Annotated in this window: 6 protein-coding genes; all 6 read right to left on the bottom strand. The window is 60.2% G+C overall.

From position 1 onward, the window contains the following. Positions 1-17: 17 nt before the first annotated feature. Positions 18-722, bottom strand: a complete 705-nt coding sequence (locus ACIPY9_RS07505) for an energy transducer TonB (RefSeq protein ID WP_400698808.1) — start codon at positions 720-722, stop codon at positions 18-20. A 2-nt stretch (positions 723-724) separates the two neighbouring features. Further along, positions 725-1,150, bottom strand: a complete 426-nt coding sequence (locus ACIPY9_RS07500) for an ExbD/TolR family protein (RefSeq protein WP_400698805.1) — start codon at positions 1,148-1,150, stop codon at positions 725-727. Between the two features lie 11 nt (positions 1,151-1,161). Continuing rightward, entirely contained in the window at positions 1,162-3,000 is a 1,839-nt protein-coding gene (locus ACIPY9_RS07495; RefSeq protein ID WP_400698802.1) for a DUF2341 domain-containing protein, read from the bottom strand. Positions 3,001-3,022: 22 nt separating this feature from the next. Continuing rightward, positions 3,023-4,654 carry a ShlB/FhaC/HecB family hemolysin secretion/activation protein gene (locus tag ACIPY9_RS07490; protein WP_400698799.1) on the bottom strand — a complete coding sequence of 544 codons (1,632 nt, stop codon included), beginning with the start codon at positions 4,652-4,654 and terminating at the stop codon, positions 3,023-3,025. A 52-nt stretch (positions 4,655-4,706) separates the two neighbouring features. After that, positions 4,707-5,309: a transposase gene (locus ACIPY9_RS07485; RefSeq protein WP_400699099.1), complete on the bottom strand. Its 603-nt coding sequence runs from the start codon at positions 5,307-5,309 to the stop codon at positions 4,707-4,709. Positions 5,310-5,574: 265 nt separating this feature from the next. Then, complete coding sequence (locus ACIPY9_RS07480; RefSeq protein WP_400698796.1) at positions 5,575-18,030, bottom strand: filamentous haemagglutinin family protein; 12,456 nt, start codon at positions 18,028-18,030, stop codon at positions 5,575-5,577. Positions 18,031-18,193 lie beyond the last annotated feature (163 nt).

Genomic DNA, 18,193 nt, shown 5'->3' with positions numbered 1-18,193 from the left:
ACTTCATCAATCTTTGGTTAACCCGGCCGCCGTCCCTGCAGGGAAAGGCGTACGGGTAAAGTCATGGAGGCCGGTGGCCGTTGCTGTAGCGCCGGTGACGAACGCAGGGCCGAGAGCACCTGGGCATCCACTTCGGGATTGCCGCTGGACTTGATCAGCTCGACACGGGTTATCTCGCCGACAGCGCTCAACCAGACATCGGTCTGCAGCGAGAAGGCCTGATTGCGCAGGTCCGGGTGTTCGCGCAGCAAGCGCTGGAAAGTGAAGGCCAGGAACTGGCTGTAAGTACCGTTCCCCACACGCCCACCTCCTGAACCCGCCATGCCGCCACCCTTGCCTGCTCCGATATTGAAAGCATCGCTTCCGCTCTGGGCGTCGCCATCGATCTGCATCGGATTGGCCAGGTCGTCGACCGGCGATGGAGGCGCTTCCTCTATCGGCTTGACCTCTTCAGGCTCAGGCACAGGTTCTGGCTCAACGACCTTTTCTTCGGGTGGAGGTGGCTCCTCTGGCGGCTTTTCCGGAGGCGGCGGTGGCGGTGGTGGCAAAGGGATAATGGTCGGCACCTTCGGTGCTTCGCGCCGGATGCCGCTCATGTCGTTGGCCCATTGCCAGAGAAACCAGGCAGCCACGGCACCGAGCAACAGCCCGACGCCCCACCTCAATAAGCGCACAGGCGACTTTTTCACTGTGCCGGAGTCGATGGGTTGATGTGCCGTCATGTTCAACCCTGGCTCGGTTTGCCGGTCACCAGACCGACCTTGGACAGTTCCAGCCGACGCAGCAGGTCCAGTACCTCGATGACCTTCTGGTACTGAACCGTTGCATCACCGCGCACGATGATCGGAAAGTCCGGGTTCTGGGCCTTTTCAATGCGCAGACGATCTTCCAGTTCCGGCAAGGTCACCGGGTAGGCATCGAGAAACACCTGCCCGCCATCGTTCACTGAAATGGCCTTGGTCTTGGCTTCGGACAGCGACACTGAAGCACTGGCCTTGGGCAGGTTGATCTGGATACCGGAAACCTGAGCCGTCGCAGTGAGGATGAACATCACCAGTACGACCATCAGCACGTCCACCAGCGGCGTGATATTGATCGCGTCGACGGCGGCATCATCGTCATCGTCGTGAGAGGTATTCACAGAAGCCATGGCGATTCCCCTCAGGCCGAAACCGGCGCGTTGTCGAAGGCATGCGCACCACGGCGGTGAGCGTGTTCACTGAACTGGCTTTCGCCATGCATTTCAGCCAGACGGGTGATGAACTCATCGACAAACACCCGCATATCGGCGCTGACCTCCTTGTTGCGGGTGATCAGGCGGTTGTAGCCAAACAGGGCGGGAATCGCGACAAAAAGCCCCATGGCCGTGGCCAGCAATGCAGCCGCCATGCCGGGAGCGATGGCATTGATATTCACATCACCGGCCATGGCCGTGCCAAGGAACACCACCATGATGCCCAGGACCGTACCGAGCAGGCCGATGTAAGGACCGCCGGCGATGGCATTCGACAGGGTCGACAATCTGGAACTCAGTTGCTGGTTCTCGCGGGTGCGCACACCATCCATGGAGCAGCGGATCGCTTCGATGGTGGCCGCCGATACCGAAGACGTGTCTGCGCCCTGCTCCCGGCGGGTACGGATTTCCTTGACCGCCACCAGATAAAGACGCCACAGCGATGAATGCTCGAGACGTTGCGCCAGTTCGTGATCGTCGGCATACATTTCCAGGCGGGTGCCGATTTTCGCGAAATGCTCGCGAAACACCTGATTACCCTGGCTGACCCGGCTGACGCTGTTGTTCTTGCGGATCATGATGACCCACGACTGAATCATCATCAGAACCAGCACAATGATGATCACCCATGCGTCCAGCGGTACGGCATTGAGCAGAAAACCAAGGCTGCCGAAACCGAAGCCCGATTGCTCTTCATCGACACCGTAAGCCACCAGCTTCGATTCGGCCCCTTGTGAATTGGCGTCCGCCAGCAGCAAGGCGGCAGGTCGTGCCACCTTGGACAGGCGCAGCTCATCCAGGGCACCGATAAAGCCCTGGTAGGCACTCGCCGCCGGAGCTGCTTCAGGTGTACCGGCAGTCGCGGGAAGATCGCCACCCACTGCGATCACCGAGTTGAACAACGGCATGGCCAGAGCAAGGCTTGCGATTTCCCGACCATTGACGAACAACGAAACCTTGCTGCCTTGTGCGGTCAACGCAAGGTGTTGCCATTGCGCAGGATTCAGCGCTTGTGCCGAAGCTGCCCGCTGGCCGTCTACCTCGATGAACGGTGTGCCCTGGCTGACACCCAGCAACAGGCTGGCGCTGCCTTCACGACGCGCCAGTATCAATTGCTCACCACTGGCCTGGTCCTGACGTACCCAGGCACTGAAGGTGAATGCACTGCCCGCAGTGTGTTGCAGCGAAGGGCTGGCAGGCAGCAGCAGTGCCTGGCCACTCAACTGCAAGGCCCGACCGATCACACCGTCGATGCTGCTGCCGGTGGCGGTCTGTGCGGTATTGCCATACGCGGTGGTATCCCGGGCCGGCGTGCCGGTGGCTCCCTCGAAGTGGTACAGCGCTGTGTAGCTCGGGTCAAAGGTCAGTTGGCCGTTGCCGGTGGCCGGGGCTTTCTGGTTGCCGTAGTACATCCAGATATCCTGACGCTGACCGCCTTCAATCTTGGGTACATCCACCCAGATCAGGGCCATGCCCATCAAGGGGTCAAAGCTTTCGATCTGATGATTGAGCACCGTCTTGTCGTCTGCGGCGACAAAGCGCAGATCGGCACCGTCTTCCTTGACGCCGTCGAAGGTGAAGTTGCCCGTGTGCAGACGGATCAGTAGAGCGGTACGCCCCAGGGCGTCATTGATTGCGGCCCCTTGAGGCGTCGTGTCCACCGAAATCTGCTTGCGATACTGCCAGTCATCCTGCCACCAGGCCTGGGCAGTGGCCGGAAGCACGAAGCCCAGACACAGAAGCAGAGAGATAAATAAGCGTGGCATGAAGAAATACTCCGTGTAGGGTTCAGAACGTCGCTTGCAGGTTGAAATGCAAACGCGACTCCTGTTTCGAGATGTTCGGGCCGTCCATCAACGGGTAGCCCCAATCCAGGCTGCCGGACAGCCACTTGCTCAAGCTGGCGCGAGTGCCCAGGCCGACGCTGGCCAGACCGTAATCGGCTTCCTGCTCGGGCAATGGATCAATCAGGTAAAGCTGGGCGCCTTCGACGAAGGCGTAGAACCGCCACTCGTTGACATAGCCACTCAGGTACTTGGCCAGGGACGGCGTGCGCAGCTCCTGGGACATCAGATAGCCTTTGTCGCCGGTACGCTCGGCGGCGAGATAACCGCGTACCGAGGTCGCCCCGCCGGCCGACATCTGCTCGTTGGAAACCAGAGGACCTGAAGCCAGCTGGAAGGCCGCCTTGCTTGCCGTCTGCCAGTCATTGCCAAAGGTGTAGGTGTAATTCAGGTCACCTTTGAGCACCGCAAAGCTGGGGCTGGCGCGGTAGCGTTTGTAGTCGAACTCGGCATCGTCACTGCTGTAGCCAAACAGACCGCGAGTTCCCGCCACCAGGCTCAAACCCAGGCCCAGCTGTGAGGTTTCTGTAAAACGCATGCCGTTGTAGGCAAACGTGAAGGGGGCGTACTTGAGTGGCACACTGTCACTGGACGAGCCCAGCATCAGTTGTTCTTCAAAGTCCTTGAAATCCACCCCTGCCGAGAACGAGTTGGCCCAGTTGCCACTGGTCGGCAGGCTGTAGATTGCCGATACGCCATAGGAGTGCCCCTTGCCCAGAACGTTGCTGCCGCCGATGGTGGCAACGTTACTGTCGGATTGATAACCGGAGAACTGCAGGCTCCAGCGCTCATTCAAGGGGGCGGTGTAGGAGCCGGACCAGACTTCAGCGTTGTCCCGGTTCTCGGGGGCGGTAAAGTAGGTCAACGAAATACTGTGCCCAAGCTGCCAAAGGTTGTTGTAACCCAGGCTGGTGACCGTGCGCAGTTTCTCGGTATCGGGGCTGTAATCGTTGTTCAGACCGATACTGGCCTGCCATGGATTCTGATCCTGCACCTGTAGATCCACATCCATGGTGCCGGGGCGCTGGCCTTCGCGTACCAATGGCATCACTTGCCGACCCGGGGTGCTGTTCAGGCTTGCCAGCTCGCTCTGGACCTTGTTGAAATCCGGAACCTTGTCTTCTTCCAGGGCCGGAACGTCTTCGCGGATATCCAACGGTGAGTAGTAGCTGGCCCCCACTACGCGCACGCGCCCTACCCTGGTTTCGCTGACCTGCAGGTAGACAATGCCTTCCTCGACCCTTTGCTCCGGCAACTCGACAAATACTGACTGGTAGCCTCGTTCCTGATAGGCCTTCTGCAAGGCATCACGTGCGCCCTCGATATCGGTCAAGGCCCGTTGCGGTCCGAGGAACGGATACACCGCCTGCTCGATCGCCTGGGCGTCGAGCACGCTATTGCCGCGTACCACGTATTCGTTCACATCGACCAACCGCACAGGAGTTGCCTCCTCCCCTGCGGCCTTGCCCTGCTCGGCCACGGCCCATGGCGTGACGCTCCCCAGGGCCAGCCAGCCCAGCAACGGCAGCCAGCGGCCTGCCCCGCCCGGTCGCAATGATTTGAAGAAAAGCTCCACACCGCCCCCTCGTTTCAAAATAGCCAGCGCCGTCGGCGCAGTTGCGGCCGACTCAATTGCTTGATGTTGTTGTAATGGCGTGTTTTGAAAGCCAGGTGTGCAGCAACGCAAAATTCAGGGAGAACTCAGGCATTTGCAGCAAGGCACCACAGAACACTTCACCGATGATTTTCTGAATCAACTGCACCGCATGCAGGTCGTTAAGCAGCGTGGCAAGGTCCCTGGCCAGGATGTTGAAACTCCAGACTTTCTGGGTCAGGTCCAGGTCGACGAACCAGCGAAACAACAGGTTGTAGTTGAGCTGTTCGTAGAGCTGTTGCTCACTCGGTACGGAATAAAGCAACTGCAACAACAGGATGTGGATGGCAGTACGTGGTGCGATAAGCATGTCGGTTTCGGTTTTCAACCGTTGCAGCAACCCATGATGCTCATCGATCAGGTCATCGATCTGCGGACGCAGCAGCACCAGTGAATGCCCTGGCGGGATATAGCTCGACACTTCTTTCAAGGCTCCCTGCCAGTCGTCCTGCGAGACGATCCAGACCCAGGGGGCGCCGTAACGAAACACCGATACCGGTTTCTTTCGCGCGGCTTCGACAATCTTCGACAGGCGCTGATCCAGCTCCTGCATCCCTACTTTCGAGTAATGTTCCATAGTGCCCATTGCCTCACTCCCGGCTTCCCGCCTTCGGCTGGAAAAGTTGCCTTGCGGCCTCCCAAGCGCGTTACATAGGCAAGACGGGACTGGCTATGTGCTACCGAACTTTTGTCACGAAAGCTTCATGTCAAAATCGATACAGGACCAACACAGAGGCGATATCGGGCCGACACAATCGTCATCGGCACACAGCGATTTCCGGCGTGCCAGGAAATGAAAAGGGCGGCCCGAAGGCCGCCCTGTCGTTCATGCCAGCAGGACGCTAGAGCATCAACTGACCTCGCTCCTCTTCCGTCAGTTGCTGACGGGCTTCTTCACTCAGCGGACCGGCGCCCAGCACTTTCACCGGACTTTCAGGGTTGTAGGCCGGCACGGAACGACTGGCATCATCCCGACCGGGCACCAGTTGCTCCTGACCGAAACTCAGGACCTGTACGGTGAAGACCGATGGCATGTTCTGCCTTGAAGCCGATTGCTGCTGACGCATTACATCCTCCGCAGCCTGGCTGGCCGACGAGGCGGCCGAACTGGCCGCACTGATTGCACCGGTATTCACCGAGGCCACCAGCGGTACGCCCTGGGAATCACCCTGGACCTGAATGTTCGCTGCGTTGACCACTTGCAGGGCCGCCAGGTTGACGTTACCCGAAACCCGGATGCCCGCCTCGCCAGCGTCGATGGTGCCCAACGGGGCAATCAGGTCAATATCGCCCGGGACCACTTCAGGAATCGGGTTCAGGGTGGCAATACCGGCGCCCGTGCTGGGCACTGCGGGCGACAGGCTCACGTTCCCCCAGTTGTCATACACACGCCGGGGCGGGGTGTAGACCACCGTGGTCTTGGAACCTCGACCGGCGTTGATATCGCCTGCGGCCGACCAGCCCATGATCGAGCCGCCAAAGGTGGTCATGATCCGACTCTGACCGAGCAGAATGCTGTCCTGGGAATACAGCTGGATATCCCCTGCTCCCTGGGTGATCACGCCTGCCGTGGAGGGCGGTGCGACCCCTTCGATACCAAACACCTGTTGCCCTCCCGGGGTCAGCATCTGGATCGAACCACCGAAATCGGTGTGCACGCCCGAGCCACCATACAGCGTGATATCACCGTCGTAACGGATCGCATTGCCAGCCACATCGGTCAGCGGAAACAGGGCGGAGATCGCTTCTCGACCCCGCAGATAGCTGCCCTCGCGTGGTCCGCCGACCTCGTTGAACTCACGACCACCGGCCTTGAGTTCTGCAAAGTACACGCCGCGAGCGAACACTCGCTGCTGCTCTGCCGGCAGCGCGGCATAGTAGGTCAGTGCCTCTTCGGTACTGCCCGAGAAGCCGTAGCGTTCGGTCAGCCAGGTGGCCAGTTCCGCTTCATAGGTCTTGGCGACCTTGCCGCTGGTCAGCGATTCACTGGCCTGGGCGAGGTTGTCCGGGTTCAGGTAAGCGGCGACAAAGCCCGTGTAGTCAGGCCCATTGCTGCCGACGCCGGCCTGCAGGACAACGCTGGCCCCCGGCCGGGAGTCGCCGGGCACCACGGCTCCCAGGCTGGTGATACTGGCCTGGTCTTCCATCAGGATATTGCGCCCGGCAGTGATTTCCAGTGTGCCGGGCCCTGCCACATTGAATGTGCTGTACAGAATGTCCCGTCCGGCCTTGACCACGGATATGTCGTTGGGATCGTTGTGAACGAACAGATTGCCTTCCCGGGTCGTGCCTGCGCCAAGCTCCTCGGGCAGGGTCGAAAGCCCGTTGATCTTTCCGCTGCTGACAATGTCGCGTCCGGCCATGACCCAGACAGGGGCCGCGCTTTCGTACCAGATATTGCCAGACGTATTGAATTGAAGAACTTCACCGGTACGCAAGCCGACGATGTCGCCATCACGGGCGTAGAAGCGTGCGGGCAAGGCTCCGCTGCGAATGGACGTGGTATTCGCGCCGAAGGCGAATAGTGGATAGCGCCCACCATTTTCAGTGTTGACCGAGATACCGCCTCCGGTCTGGTTATCGAACAGCTTGTCACCGCTACTGCTGTCGTAACCGACAAAACCCGGTTTGAACGGCGTGGCAAGCGAGGTGCTGGCAGCGCCGGACTGGCTGATCGCATAACCGCCGCCATAGAGCGAGTCGGCCGCGAGAAACTCGAGTTGAGCATGGGTCGAGGGTGCCAGCACCAACGAGTAGTTATTGGCATTACTGACATTACTGGCACTGTAAAGCGCCGACGGGCCGTAATAGAAACTGCCGTTGGCGGCTATCGCACGAAGGATCGAGGGATATACGAAGCTGCCGTCGGTAGGAGAAGCATTGCGGCCCTGAAGCGGGGTCGGCGTTGCAAGATTGGTTTCGCCTGACTGGGTGCTGGGTGTCAGGTTGCCGCCTGCCGAAAACAGATCGATGGCCGTATGGTCCGTCCACAGTGAGAACCAGCTATAACCCTGACCGGAATACGCGCCGTCTGCTGCACCTGTGGCATTGAATGCCGTGCTGTTGTATTGCGATACCCGTCCCGGATCTGCGGCTCCGCCCAACACCAGGTCGCCACGGGTCGACAGGCTGATGGTCGAGTCACCGGGAATCAGCACCAGCCCGCCGGTGGCGCTGGCGATGGACGAGATGTACGGATCGAATGCACGGGTTTCGGTGGTGTCATGCTGATTGCCGAAACGCCCGTACTTCAAATCGATCCCTCCCAGGGCCCCGGCCTGGACCTGCAGGTTGCCACGCAGGTTGATCAGTGCCCCTTGCAGATCGTGTATCGGTGCCAGAGGGTTACCGGTGATATCCACCGGGTTACGGGCTGCCAGGGTCGGATTCACGCCCCCGCCAACCTGAACGTTAAGGTCACCACCACCGGTCAACATGAGCTGTCCATTGGCATCGACACGTCCGGTACTGCCCACTGCCAGAACCAGCCCCTGGCTACGGAGTGCGCTACTCGAAGGTCCGGTGGTGATAAAGTCACCCTTCTGTACCAGAGTGCCCGCGTCGCCACTGACCTGGACATCGACATTGCCGCCCCCCAGAGTACCGAAGCCGGTGAATCCGGTCAGGACACTGGTGTTGTTGAAGCTCACATAGGTGCCGAAGTTGATCCACCATGCAGTCGGTATCGCATTGCTTTGACCCATGGTATCCGAGCTGCCCTGACGCCACAGCCAGTTACCTGTCGAGGCGCTGGACAATTGAGCGTCTGCCCCCAGGATTTGTTTCTGGGCCAGAAGATCCCCTGTCAGATCCCCGCCGACGCTCAACAGAAGATTGCCGCCCTGATCTGGATACCAGGCGCGATAAAGACTGCCGGTATCGCCGTCGACCAATGACTCATACCCTCCTAGCTGATCCGGCAGAACCTTGCCATTACGTCCCCGGGCCTGGTTGTATTCGCTGGCGACCGTGGTCGAAGTGCCGGCGGTATAGACGCCGTAGAGCGAATTCATGGTCAGGTTGCCGGCACTCAGCAGCTCCAGATCGCCTGTGCCTGTACGCAATACGCTGAAGTTGGCTTTGCCTGGTTCAAGGTCATAATCCGAACCGGCAACACCACAGTAAGCCGGCATTTCGTCGCATAACGTCGGCCAGCCAATGTCGGCAAAGTTGATCGGCTGACCCGCCATGCTCGTATCGCCATACATATCCAGAGAGCCCTGTTCGGTCCAGACATAGGCCGGAGGTGCTACACCGCAATAACTTGGCATCTCATCGCATAACGTCGGCCAGCCGATATCGTCAAAATTGATCGGCTGACCCGCCATGCTCGTATCGCCATACATATCCAGAGAACCCTGCTCGGTCCAGACCCATCCGCCCGCGGCAGCTACCGCTTTCATTCCGTAATGGGTGTCAGCCAGGCGCAAGGTGCCATGCTCGGCATACAGATTGGTCAAGCGGGTATCCGCTGCCGAGGTATCGGCACCTGCCACCAGACGCATAGACCAGGATTGCGAACCTTCCGGCAGCATCTGCGCCACGGCCCAATTGCGGCCCTGGGTGTTGTCGCTGCCCAACGCCCGGAGGTCGATGGACTGGCCACCCAGCTTGAGGTCCGTCATCGAGGGAATCAACGCTCCCTGAAGCAGCGTGATGGATCCCGCCAGCTTCACGACGTTCGGGTTGTTGCTGTTGACGGAGGCCACCGGTTGTCCCGGCAATGCGACACCCGCTGGCCAGGTCATGGCTTGCAATGCGGTGTTGCCCGACAGACGAGTCCCGGCCCCCAGTCGCATGCCGGCCACGACCGTCAAGGGTTGCTCCAGCAGAGTGCCTGCCGCATAGAGCAGGCTGTCATCACTGTTGTAGATGGCTCCGGACAGAACAGTGCCCGCGGCAAGATTGATGTTTGCGTCCAGAGTGGCAGTCACCGGCAGGACCGTACCTGCAGCAATCGTCAGGCCCTGGATCGGCAAATCGTAATTGAGCACTGTGCCAGACGGAAACGCTGTGTCCTGTTGCAGAACGACGCCCGAGACAGGCAATACCACATCACCGCCAAACATCTGTCGACCTTCGGTCAAGACCCAGCCGGTATCGTCCTGGGTCACGGGTGGCGTGATAAAACCATCGTTGATGCTTCCGTAGATATCCAGATCACCTCCGGCGCGTATCACCAGGGCACCGGCCTCGCTGCTGTTGCCGTAACGGTGTCTGGACAGGTCCAGATCGCCCTGAACCACCAGGTCCCCTTCTGTCACGATTTCAACGCCAGGGCGCACATGCAGAACATCTGAATAGGAGGCATTGTTCAGGCCGGCGAGCCGATTGTTCATCAGGTCATTGTTGTTCAAGGCCGCCGTGATGAAGGTCTCGCTCTCGAGATGTTTCTTGTCCAGATAAGCCTGAGTGATTTCCCTATACGGCCTGTCACTGACGGCCTGGCTGCCATCCTTGACGACCGCATCCGGATCCGTGTCGTCATAGCGCCGATTGGCATTCACCGTGATGGAGCGCGCGCCCTGGATAGTCAGGCTGCCACTGGCATCGATATTGATATCGTTGCTCCCCAGGCGCGGAGCGGTCAGCTCCAGAGTCCCGCGTGACTGACCATCGTTCTGACCTGCGCCTGAACCCGTCTCGGCCGCGGTACCACTACGCAGATCGAACCGGGCACCGCTGGCCAGCAGCAGACGCCCGTCACCGGAGTTCAATTCGATAATGGCCCTGTTCGGACTGTCGATGATCTTGCCGTAGCTGTCGACCCGCAGCACGCTGCCATGGGTGTCGAGCAGTGCCGTGGAAGCGATGTTCAGGCCGTTCTTGCCGGCCAGACGAATACTGCCTACTCGCTCGCCGCTGGCATCGATGGTCCCGTTGACGGTCAGGCTGCCGTTATCGATCGAAACACTGACATTGCCTGCCTTCACATCGCTGCCAATCTCAAGGTTGCCCTGTTTGAGCTGGAAGCTGCGTGAGCCGAAGACCTGGCCATCATTGAGGCGCTGGTTGAGGGCCGCGAACTGGCTGTCCAGGGTGCCGACAAGCCCCAGGCTCTGGGCGCGAATATCCACCCCGCCGGACACATACGGCACCAGCGTACCGCCGGCGTCGTAGTATCCGCTGCTGCTACCGAGTATCTGCCCTTGCAGGTCGACCAGACCGGCACCCGGGTCAAGGGCTACGACCTTGAGTGTTCCGGCCTGATTATTCTGCGCCCGCAGGTCGATCACCGAGCCGGCTGCCTGGTGAATACTGCCAGTGCGGCTTTGCAGGGTCGCATTGCCCCCCCAGCTGTACTTGTCGACATCATTGAGGCTGACCTTGCGCCCGGACATATCGATTCGTGCCGCATCGGAGAGCGTCAGATCCTCTTCGGCTTCCAGGGTCAGTTTGCCGCTGGGCAACGCGATCATGGTATCGAGGGTGATGCTCTGGCCAGACAGGGATAGCTCTGCGCCCAAAGCACCAGAGCTCAACGTTGTTTCGCCGGGGGTGGAGCCTGACGGGGCCGACATCCGGATCGCGCCACCGGCAGTGATGCGATTGACCGAACCGGCCTCACCGGTCATCAACGGCGTGAGGATATTCAGATTGCCGCCGCTGTAGCTGTAGCCCTGGCCGTCGACATACGCACCCTGGCTTTGATACACGGCCAGGCTGCCCTTGTGGTTGGCGCTGATCTGTTCGCTGGCATTGAGATTGACATTGGCAAAGCCCAGCGCCAGTCGTTCATAGGTCGACAACGTGGAAGGCTGAGTATTGGGGCCATAACCGAACTCGATACGCTCGGCGTTTATATTCAGGTTGCCACTGCCGGTCCCTGCCCCGCCATTGACCACACTCCCCGGTTTGCTCTGAGCGCCATTCCAGATCAGGTTGGCGGTGCGGATGGTGGCGTTGCTGGCACTGTCGCCAGCGCCATAGACGGCCGGGGTCGTCAGCATCAGTTCCGTGAGACGCGACAAGCCTGTCGTGTTGTCATAGGTATCCAGGGTCACGTCGCCGTAGAAGTTGAAGGCATCCCGTGCACTCAACTCCAGGGTCTCCAGTGCCGGTGCGCCGGTGCTGGTGTCACCCCGCAACAAGCGATCAAGCACGTCCTGATTGAGCATCAGGCCACCGGGCAAGGCATTGTTGGCGGCCATATCAGACAGGGCTTGAGAACTGCCAGCGTTGATTGCGCCCACGGCCAGCGTCAGTTGGCGGGTACCATAACGGACGGCTTCACCCAGCTCAAAGGTGCCATTGGTGGCCATGACAATACTGCCTTCGGAATACAGGCTGGTGGTACCGGAACAGGTAGTATTGCAGACACCGACCTGAATGCTGCCGGTTGCGTTGGCATCCGGTGCAAGCATGTTCAGGCGACCGTTGGAAACCGCCAGTACGCTGAAGGTTCCGGGGGCATAGATATAACCGTTGTCCGAGCCGCGAGCAGACGCTCCCTGACCCAGGGTACTGATACTGGAGCCTTGCTCCATGACACTGGTGCCGACCAACAACACTTCAGGCCCCACCAGCGCTGAGCCGCTGCGCAAGGTAATATTGCCGCCCCTGGTGAATGTCAGGTAGTTGCCGCCCTGACCATAGACCGCTTTCGCATTGCCTCCCAGGCCCAGACTTTTTGAGCCAATGGCGTTCAGATCCTCATCCTCCAGGGTCACGCCCGAGAACCCTGAAGTTGCCCCTGCACCTTTGGCCACCACTTCAATGGCCGCGCTCCCCACCGCCGTGATGGCGGTCGTGCTGCCGTTGCCTTCAGCAGCGCCTTCGGCCAGTAACTGGCCGGCAAAGCTGAAGCTGGGCCGATCGGTCTGATTGGTGTCCAGCCTCAGGTCGAAAGCCTTGGCATCCCGCGCCAACAGAATCGGCGGCACTCCCAGTTTGGCAGCGTCAGCGAGAATGAAGTCGGTCAGGCTGGTTTCGTTGTACTGGGAATAGCGACGCAATACATCGGCGGAGGTGAGAATGATCTGGCTGGACAGGCTGTCACGGATGCCGGTTCCCGCTACGGACAAGGTACCTGACGTCGACCACGAGCCGTTGCGCATGGCCTGAGTCGTCATCATGCCGTTCTGTCCGGCCTGGCCGTTGATTTCGACCCGGAACGCGCCCGGCAACAAGGCGTAGGTGGAAGGCAGCAATGTATACGTGCCAGCTGGCAGGCCGGGAACACCGGCACCAATGGTGATCTGTCGGCCCACTACCGGGTCCGTCGAATCACCTGGTGCATAGCCTGCCTGTGCCCCGGGAACGATTGCATAGATCGGGTTGGTCTCCAGGCCCGGCAAACTGAAACTGCCATCGGCGTTGTACTGGATCAGCGGATTGAAGCGAGCGTCGGTAGAACCGCCGCGCCCGGAAACAAAACCGGCGCCGGTCAGCTCTCCGCCACCGGACACATCGACCACGGCCCCCTGATCCACAGCCACTGACTGGCCGCGCAGCTCGATACCTTGCGGTACATTACCGTCAACAGACGTCAATAAGGTTTCTTTCAGCGACACGCCGTCATACAGGTAAGTGGTGTCATCCACCGTTCCGCCATAGGGCATGATCAGACCTTGACCGCTGACCGAAGTCAGGCTGCCTGCCAGCAGATTGAGCTCTGTGGTTGCCGTCCCTGCGGAGCCCGCATTGTTGCGGCCCAGGGTCAATGCTCCCAGAGGGGCACGCAACACACCGCCCTGATTGATCACATCCGCGTCGACAGTCAGACGGCCAAAGGCGGAATAAGGCACAGCGGGTGTCTGTGTGTTGCTTCGAGCGATGTCTACGCGTCCCGCCTTGATCACAGCCTGAGCATGGGTGGCCGGATAGATCTGCGCGGCTATCAGGGCAAGGTCTGCCGATGTGGTCAGGGTGCTCGAATGGTCATCCGTCGTACCGGCCAGCAAACGCAGATCGCCTTCGCTTCGCAGATTCACTCGCTCGAAACCACGTCGATCAACTGTCAGACTGCCGGCCTGCTGAGAGAGTGTGCTGTGCACACCAAAGCGCAACTGATCGCGAACGTCCAGTAACTGGCTTTGTACGTCAAATGTGCCTTGAGTGAGTTGGGTCGACATGCCGGGAGCAACCAGAGACGGCACCGTGTAGGTGACCGCGACATCCCCCATCGGGCCCAGACCGGCCAGACGCACATAGGCTGCGGCCAGTCTGACCTGGCTGTCCGTTGCGGCCGAACCGGTCAGCCCCAGGGCTCCCGAATACAGCGACAGACTCTGATTCAAAGCCAGATCGACATTGCCATCAAAGCTGATGACGCCATTACTCAGCAGGGCCAGATTGCCAAAGCCACCGGCCTGGACCTGCTCGACCGCCAGCTGGCCGTGGCCATATACCAGGCTGCCAGCAGCTGTAGAGGCATCGCTGCCCGTCGGCAGCAGACTGGCGGCGGACTGCTGGCCGATGACCAGCTCACGTAATTGCAATACCCGGTCTGTTACCGACGTCTTCAGATATTTGTTCGATTCCAGCGCCACCGACAGACTACCGCCCGCTGCCCCCGCACCGCCGGCCTGCGCAAGCAGGTTGCCATCCAGGTACACGCCATTGCGCGATGCAATGGACAGGCTGCCGCCATCACTGGTAACCAGAGTCGCACCCTGCCCGGCAATATCCAGCGAGGCCTGTGCCCCCGAGGCATCGAGGGTCGCCCCTTCACGAATGACAACAAACAGGTCGGCAGCATCGGCCGTTCCCGTGCTCTGGTCGATCTCTCCGCCAATCACGATGCTGCCACCCTGACTGACCTGGCCGTAGCGGTTGCCGCGCATGTCCACGGCGGTCATCGCACGTGAGGCCACATCGAGCACGGCATTTTCACCGACCCAGATCGAGCGTCCATGCCCCACGGCATTCGGTATATCGGCGGTGGTGCCGGTCAGAGTGACTTGCCCCAGTGTGATGTTGCCGCCCCAGGCATTGAGTCGGCCGTCCACGGTCAACTGACCGATACTGCTTACGGCAATGGACTGGCCTGGGTCGACATTGATCAATGACCCCTTGCCGATCTGCGCCTGCACGGTCGCCATATCCGCTGCGCTGGACAATGCCGTGCCCGCCTGCAGGCTCAGGCTGGCCCCTTCGCGTTGCGTGAGGACACCCCTGACAGCGTTTTCCTGATAGAGCGGTGGTGTCCAGACTTCCAGCGCCTCGGACGAAACGATGCCATCGCTCGTGTCCGCGAAGCGATACAAGGGCATGCTGACATTGACCTGGGTATCGTCGGCCACGATCAGCCCCTGATTACCGGTAATGTCGTAGGCACCAAATCCCTTGTTGAAGAAGTTGCCCTTGAGCAGCAAGGTATCGGCCGGTGCGCTGTCCGCCGAATCGCTGATCAATACCTTGCCCGCCTGTACCGTCAGGGTGCCACCGCCCTTGACGCCATAGCCGAGGATGTCGCCATCCATGATCAGTTGCCCGATGCCGGAGGCAACGTTGGCATTGGCTGCCAGGGTCAGGTTACCGCCCTGTCCTCCCTGTTGCTCGCCCGTGGACAGCAGAGCGGCACCGGAAGACACATCGACCACACTGCCGCTGGCCAGGTTCAGACCTCCATTGCTGCGCAACGCAATGCTGCCGCCATTGAGATAAGCCAGCCCGCTGGTACTCCCGGGGTCCAGCATCTGATTGGTCCACAGGCCACTGGCATCGAGCCTCACCCCTTGCGCCACGTCTACCTGGCCCACACTGCCAAGGGTGCTGTCCAGCAGGCCGTTGGGACCGAACTGGTTCAGGACGTTACCCACCTGGATGCTTCCGGCCCGTGCCGTCAGGTTGGCGTTCACGGCGACCTGTGGACCAAACAGTGTAATGGTCCCGCCATTGCCCACCTGCAATGCCCCGTCGACCGTAATGCTGTCGGTGGTCGCGACTTTGATAGCTCCGAGGTTGAAGCCATTGAGCTGCTCGGTATTCAGTACCAGAGTACCTTGACGATCCGTGGGCAAGGCTGTGCTCAGGTCCAACCCGGCCGCGATCTGTTCGCTGCTCTGGTTGAATACGATATTTTCAAGCGTATTGGCGTTGGCGCTCAACTGGTAATGCAGCAGCCCGGTGGATTTGACGTAATACGGCACATAACTGCCAATCACCAGTTGGCCGCCACGGGCCACCGCGTTCTGTGACTGGTGATAGCCATCCAGATTCGCCTGGGCGGCCTGGGTCTGCCGGTCACCCTGGAACGTATCGCCAGCGACAGTGCCCTCCAGCACCGCGTTGGTGGTGCCGATGACAAGGCTGCCGGCATCGCGACCGACTACGTAACCGTTTTCATAGCGCTCCCGGGGAGCCATCAGTGGGTTGTAGAAGTACTCGGTCTGCCCCCAACGGACGCTGCCGGACTCATACCCCTGATAAAGCCCTGTATAGAGAATGTCGCCAGGCGCGCTGGATACTTCATAAAGACGGCCATTGGCCCCCTTGAGCCAGCTTTGCTGGATGGTCCCGCTCTGCACATCCAGAGTCCCGCCGGACAGGTTGATCTGGGATCCGGCCTGAGTCACCACCTCATTGCCGCTGAAGTTGACCACCCCGCCCTGAGCCATCCATTCGCCAATGCTGTGCCCCTGCGTGCCAAGGTAGCCACTGACTTCGAGCAAGCCACCTGCGGTGTACCAACGGTCCGTGGCATAGCCATTGGTGCCTGCCGGAACGAACACCAGCTCACGCACATCGACCCAGATGTCGCTGCTGTTCAGCGCCGAATCATCGCGGTTGACCGGCGCATCGCGCTGTTCGTTGCCCTGGACGTTGATCTTGATGTTGTTGGCTTCCATTGCCACTTGTACACCCGTAGCACCGGCAACATCGATGATCGCTCCGTCACGTACAAGGCTGCGTTGCCCGGCATTGACCACGACCTGGCCACCGGTGGCCAGCGTGATCGAACCGTTCTGGAAGTCCACGGTGCCATCACTGGCGATGTCTATGCGTGACAGTGCCCGACGATCCGTTCCGCCACTGACAATATCATTGGCGTCCGTCGTGACGGGCCCGGTCAGACCGTCCTTCTGGCTGTCCAGAGCGCTGCTGCCACTGCTGTCAATCAGAACGGCGCTGGTACTGCCCTCCCCCAGCGTCACACTGGCACCGCTGCCGGTCGCATTGAGATGCAGAGTGCCCCGGGTGTCCACCGAGGTACTGGAGAGCAGCACACCGTTCTGCTGTATCTCATGACCCGCCAGGGTAATGTCGCCGGTCGATGACATGACAATACCGCTGTTGCTGACCTTGCCAGCGGTGCTGGTGCTGCTGCGCGTCACACTGACTTCATTGCCACGGGTCGTCGATGTCGGGTTACCGTCACTGGCGTATCCCTTTCGGATCACAAAACTGTCGCCCGCTGCCATCAGTGTCTGGCCCTTGGGCGTGCTGATACTGCCGGCGTTTTCGACTTCCGAACCCAGCAGCAACACATAACCACCACCAGATGTTGACGAGGCTGGAGCATGAGTTGCGATCTGCGCACCGGTCTGGACTTCGACCTTGCCGTCGGCACCGGTAAAGGTCGGTAATGTGCCGTTGTAGAGCCCCTGGGTCTGAAAAACCTCGTCCTGCATGGTCGTTGCCGCTGCAACCAGATTGCGGACATTGACCTGACTGCTACCGCTGAACACCACCCCGTTCTGGTTCATCACCAACACAGTGCCATCAGCCTTTATCTGGCCTTGAATCTGGCTCGGTGCCGTGGAGTTATTGATCTTGTTCAGAGCCGCCCAGTCTGCGTTCTGCTGGAACTGCAAGGTGGTGTCACGACCAATGTTGAAGGTTTCCCAGTTGAGAATCGCCTTGTCGGCCGTCTGCTTGATCGACACCGTGGTCTTGCCGTCGGCGTCGGTCTGCACCGGAGCCTCGGCATTGATGAACAGTGGCTTGCCATCGGGTCCGATCACCACATTCAGACCATTGCCGCCCAGGCCATTATGGATGGTCTGGGCCGTGGTGAAGGCTGCGGCCCGCCCCGCTGCCTGAACGGCTTGCTGGGCCGCGATGGCCGCCACGGTATTGTTCAGGTTGGTGATGGAGCGCTGCAACACCTGGTTGGCCCGTTGCTGCTGGGCCAGCGGAGGTGGCGTACCTGGAATGGTCGCGGGTCGTGCGGCTCCGGAAGCCTGCGCCCCGCCCTTGGCGGCAAACCAGCCCGCACTGAATGCCGACGTCTGCGCCTGGGCACCACCGGCCACCAGTAACAATGCAATGGCCCGGGCAAGCGGCTTGAGAAGCCACAAGCTGCCGCCAGCGTTATCGGAAAACGGTTTGGAGGGGCTTTTCTGGAGACGCATCACGACTGATCCTTATCCTGTTGCAGCGCAATTGTTAAAGGCCGCTCCCCTTGGCACAGGTCCGGCTAATAAGAAGAAGGCGGTTGGAAACCCTTGGGACTGAACCCTTGTCATGCAAAGTTCATAAAAATGTGCGCGCCCCTTCAGCATGAAAAAAACCGGC

Origin of the sequence: Pseudomonas sp. NPDC089734 (assembly GCF_044748865.1) — a bacterium.
GTDB lineage: Bacteria > Pseudomonadota > Gammaproteobacteria > Pseudomonadales > Pseudomonadaceae > Aquipseudomonas.
The sequence above is the reverse complement of the archived record's forward strand: the minus strand, read 5'-3'. Positions and strand labels throughout refer to the sequence as shown.

Excerpts from the sequence above, each read along its gene's own strand:
- ACIPY9_RS07485 (WP_400699099.1), bottom strand. The coding sequence starts at position 5,309 with ATGGAACATTACTCGAAAGTAGGGATGCAGGAGCTGGATCAGCGCCTG.
- ACIPY9_RS07480 (WP_400698796.1), bottom strand. The coding sequence starts at position 18,030 with ATGCGTCTCCAGAAAAGCCCCTCCAAACCGTTTTCCGATAACGCTGGC.
- ACIPY9_RS07500 (WP_400698805.1), bottom strand. The coding sequence starts at position 1,150 with ATGGCTTCTGTGAATACCTCTCACGACGATGACGATGATGCCGCCGTC.
- ACIPY9_RS07495 (WP_400698802.1), bottom strand. The coding sequence starts at position 3,000 with ATGCCACGCTTATTTATCTCTCTGCTTCTGTGTCTGGGCTTCGTGCTT.
- ACIPY9_RS07505 (WP_400698808.1), bottom strand. The coding sequence starts at position 722 with ATGACGGCACATCAACCCATCGACTCCGGCACAGTGAAAAAGTCGCCT.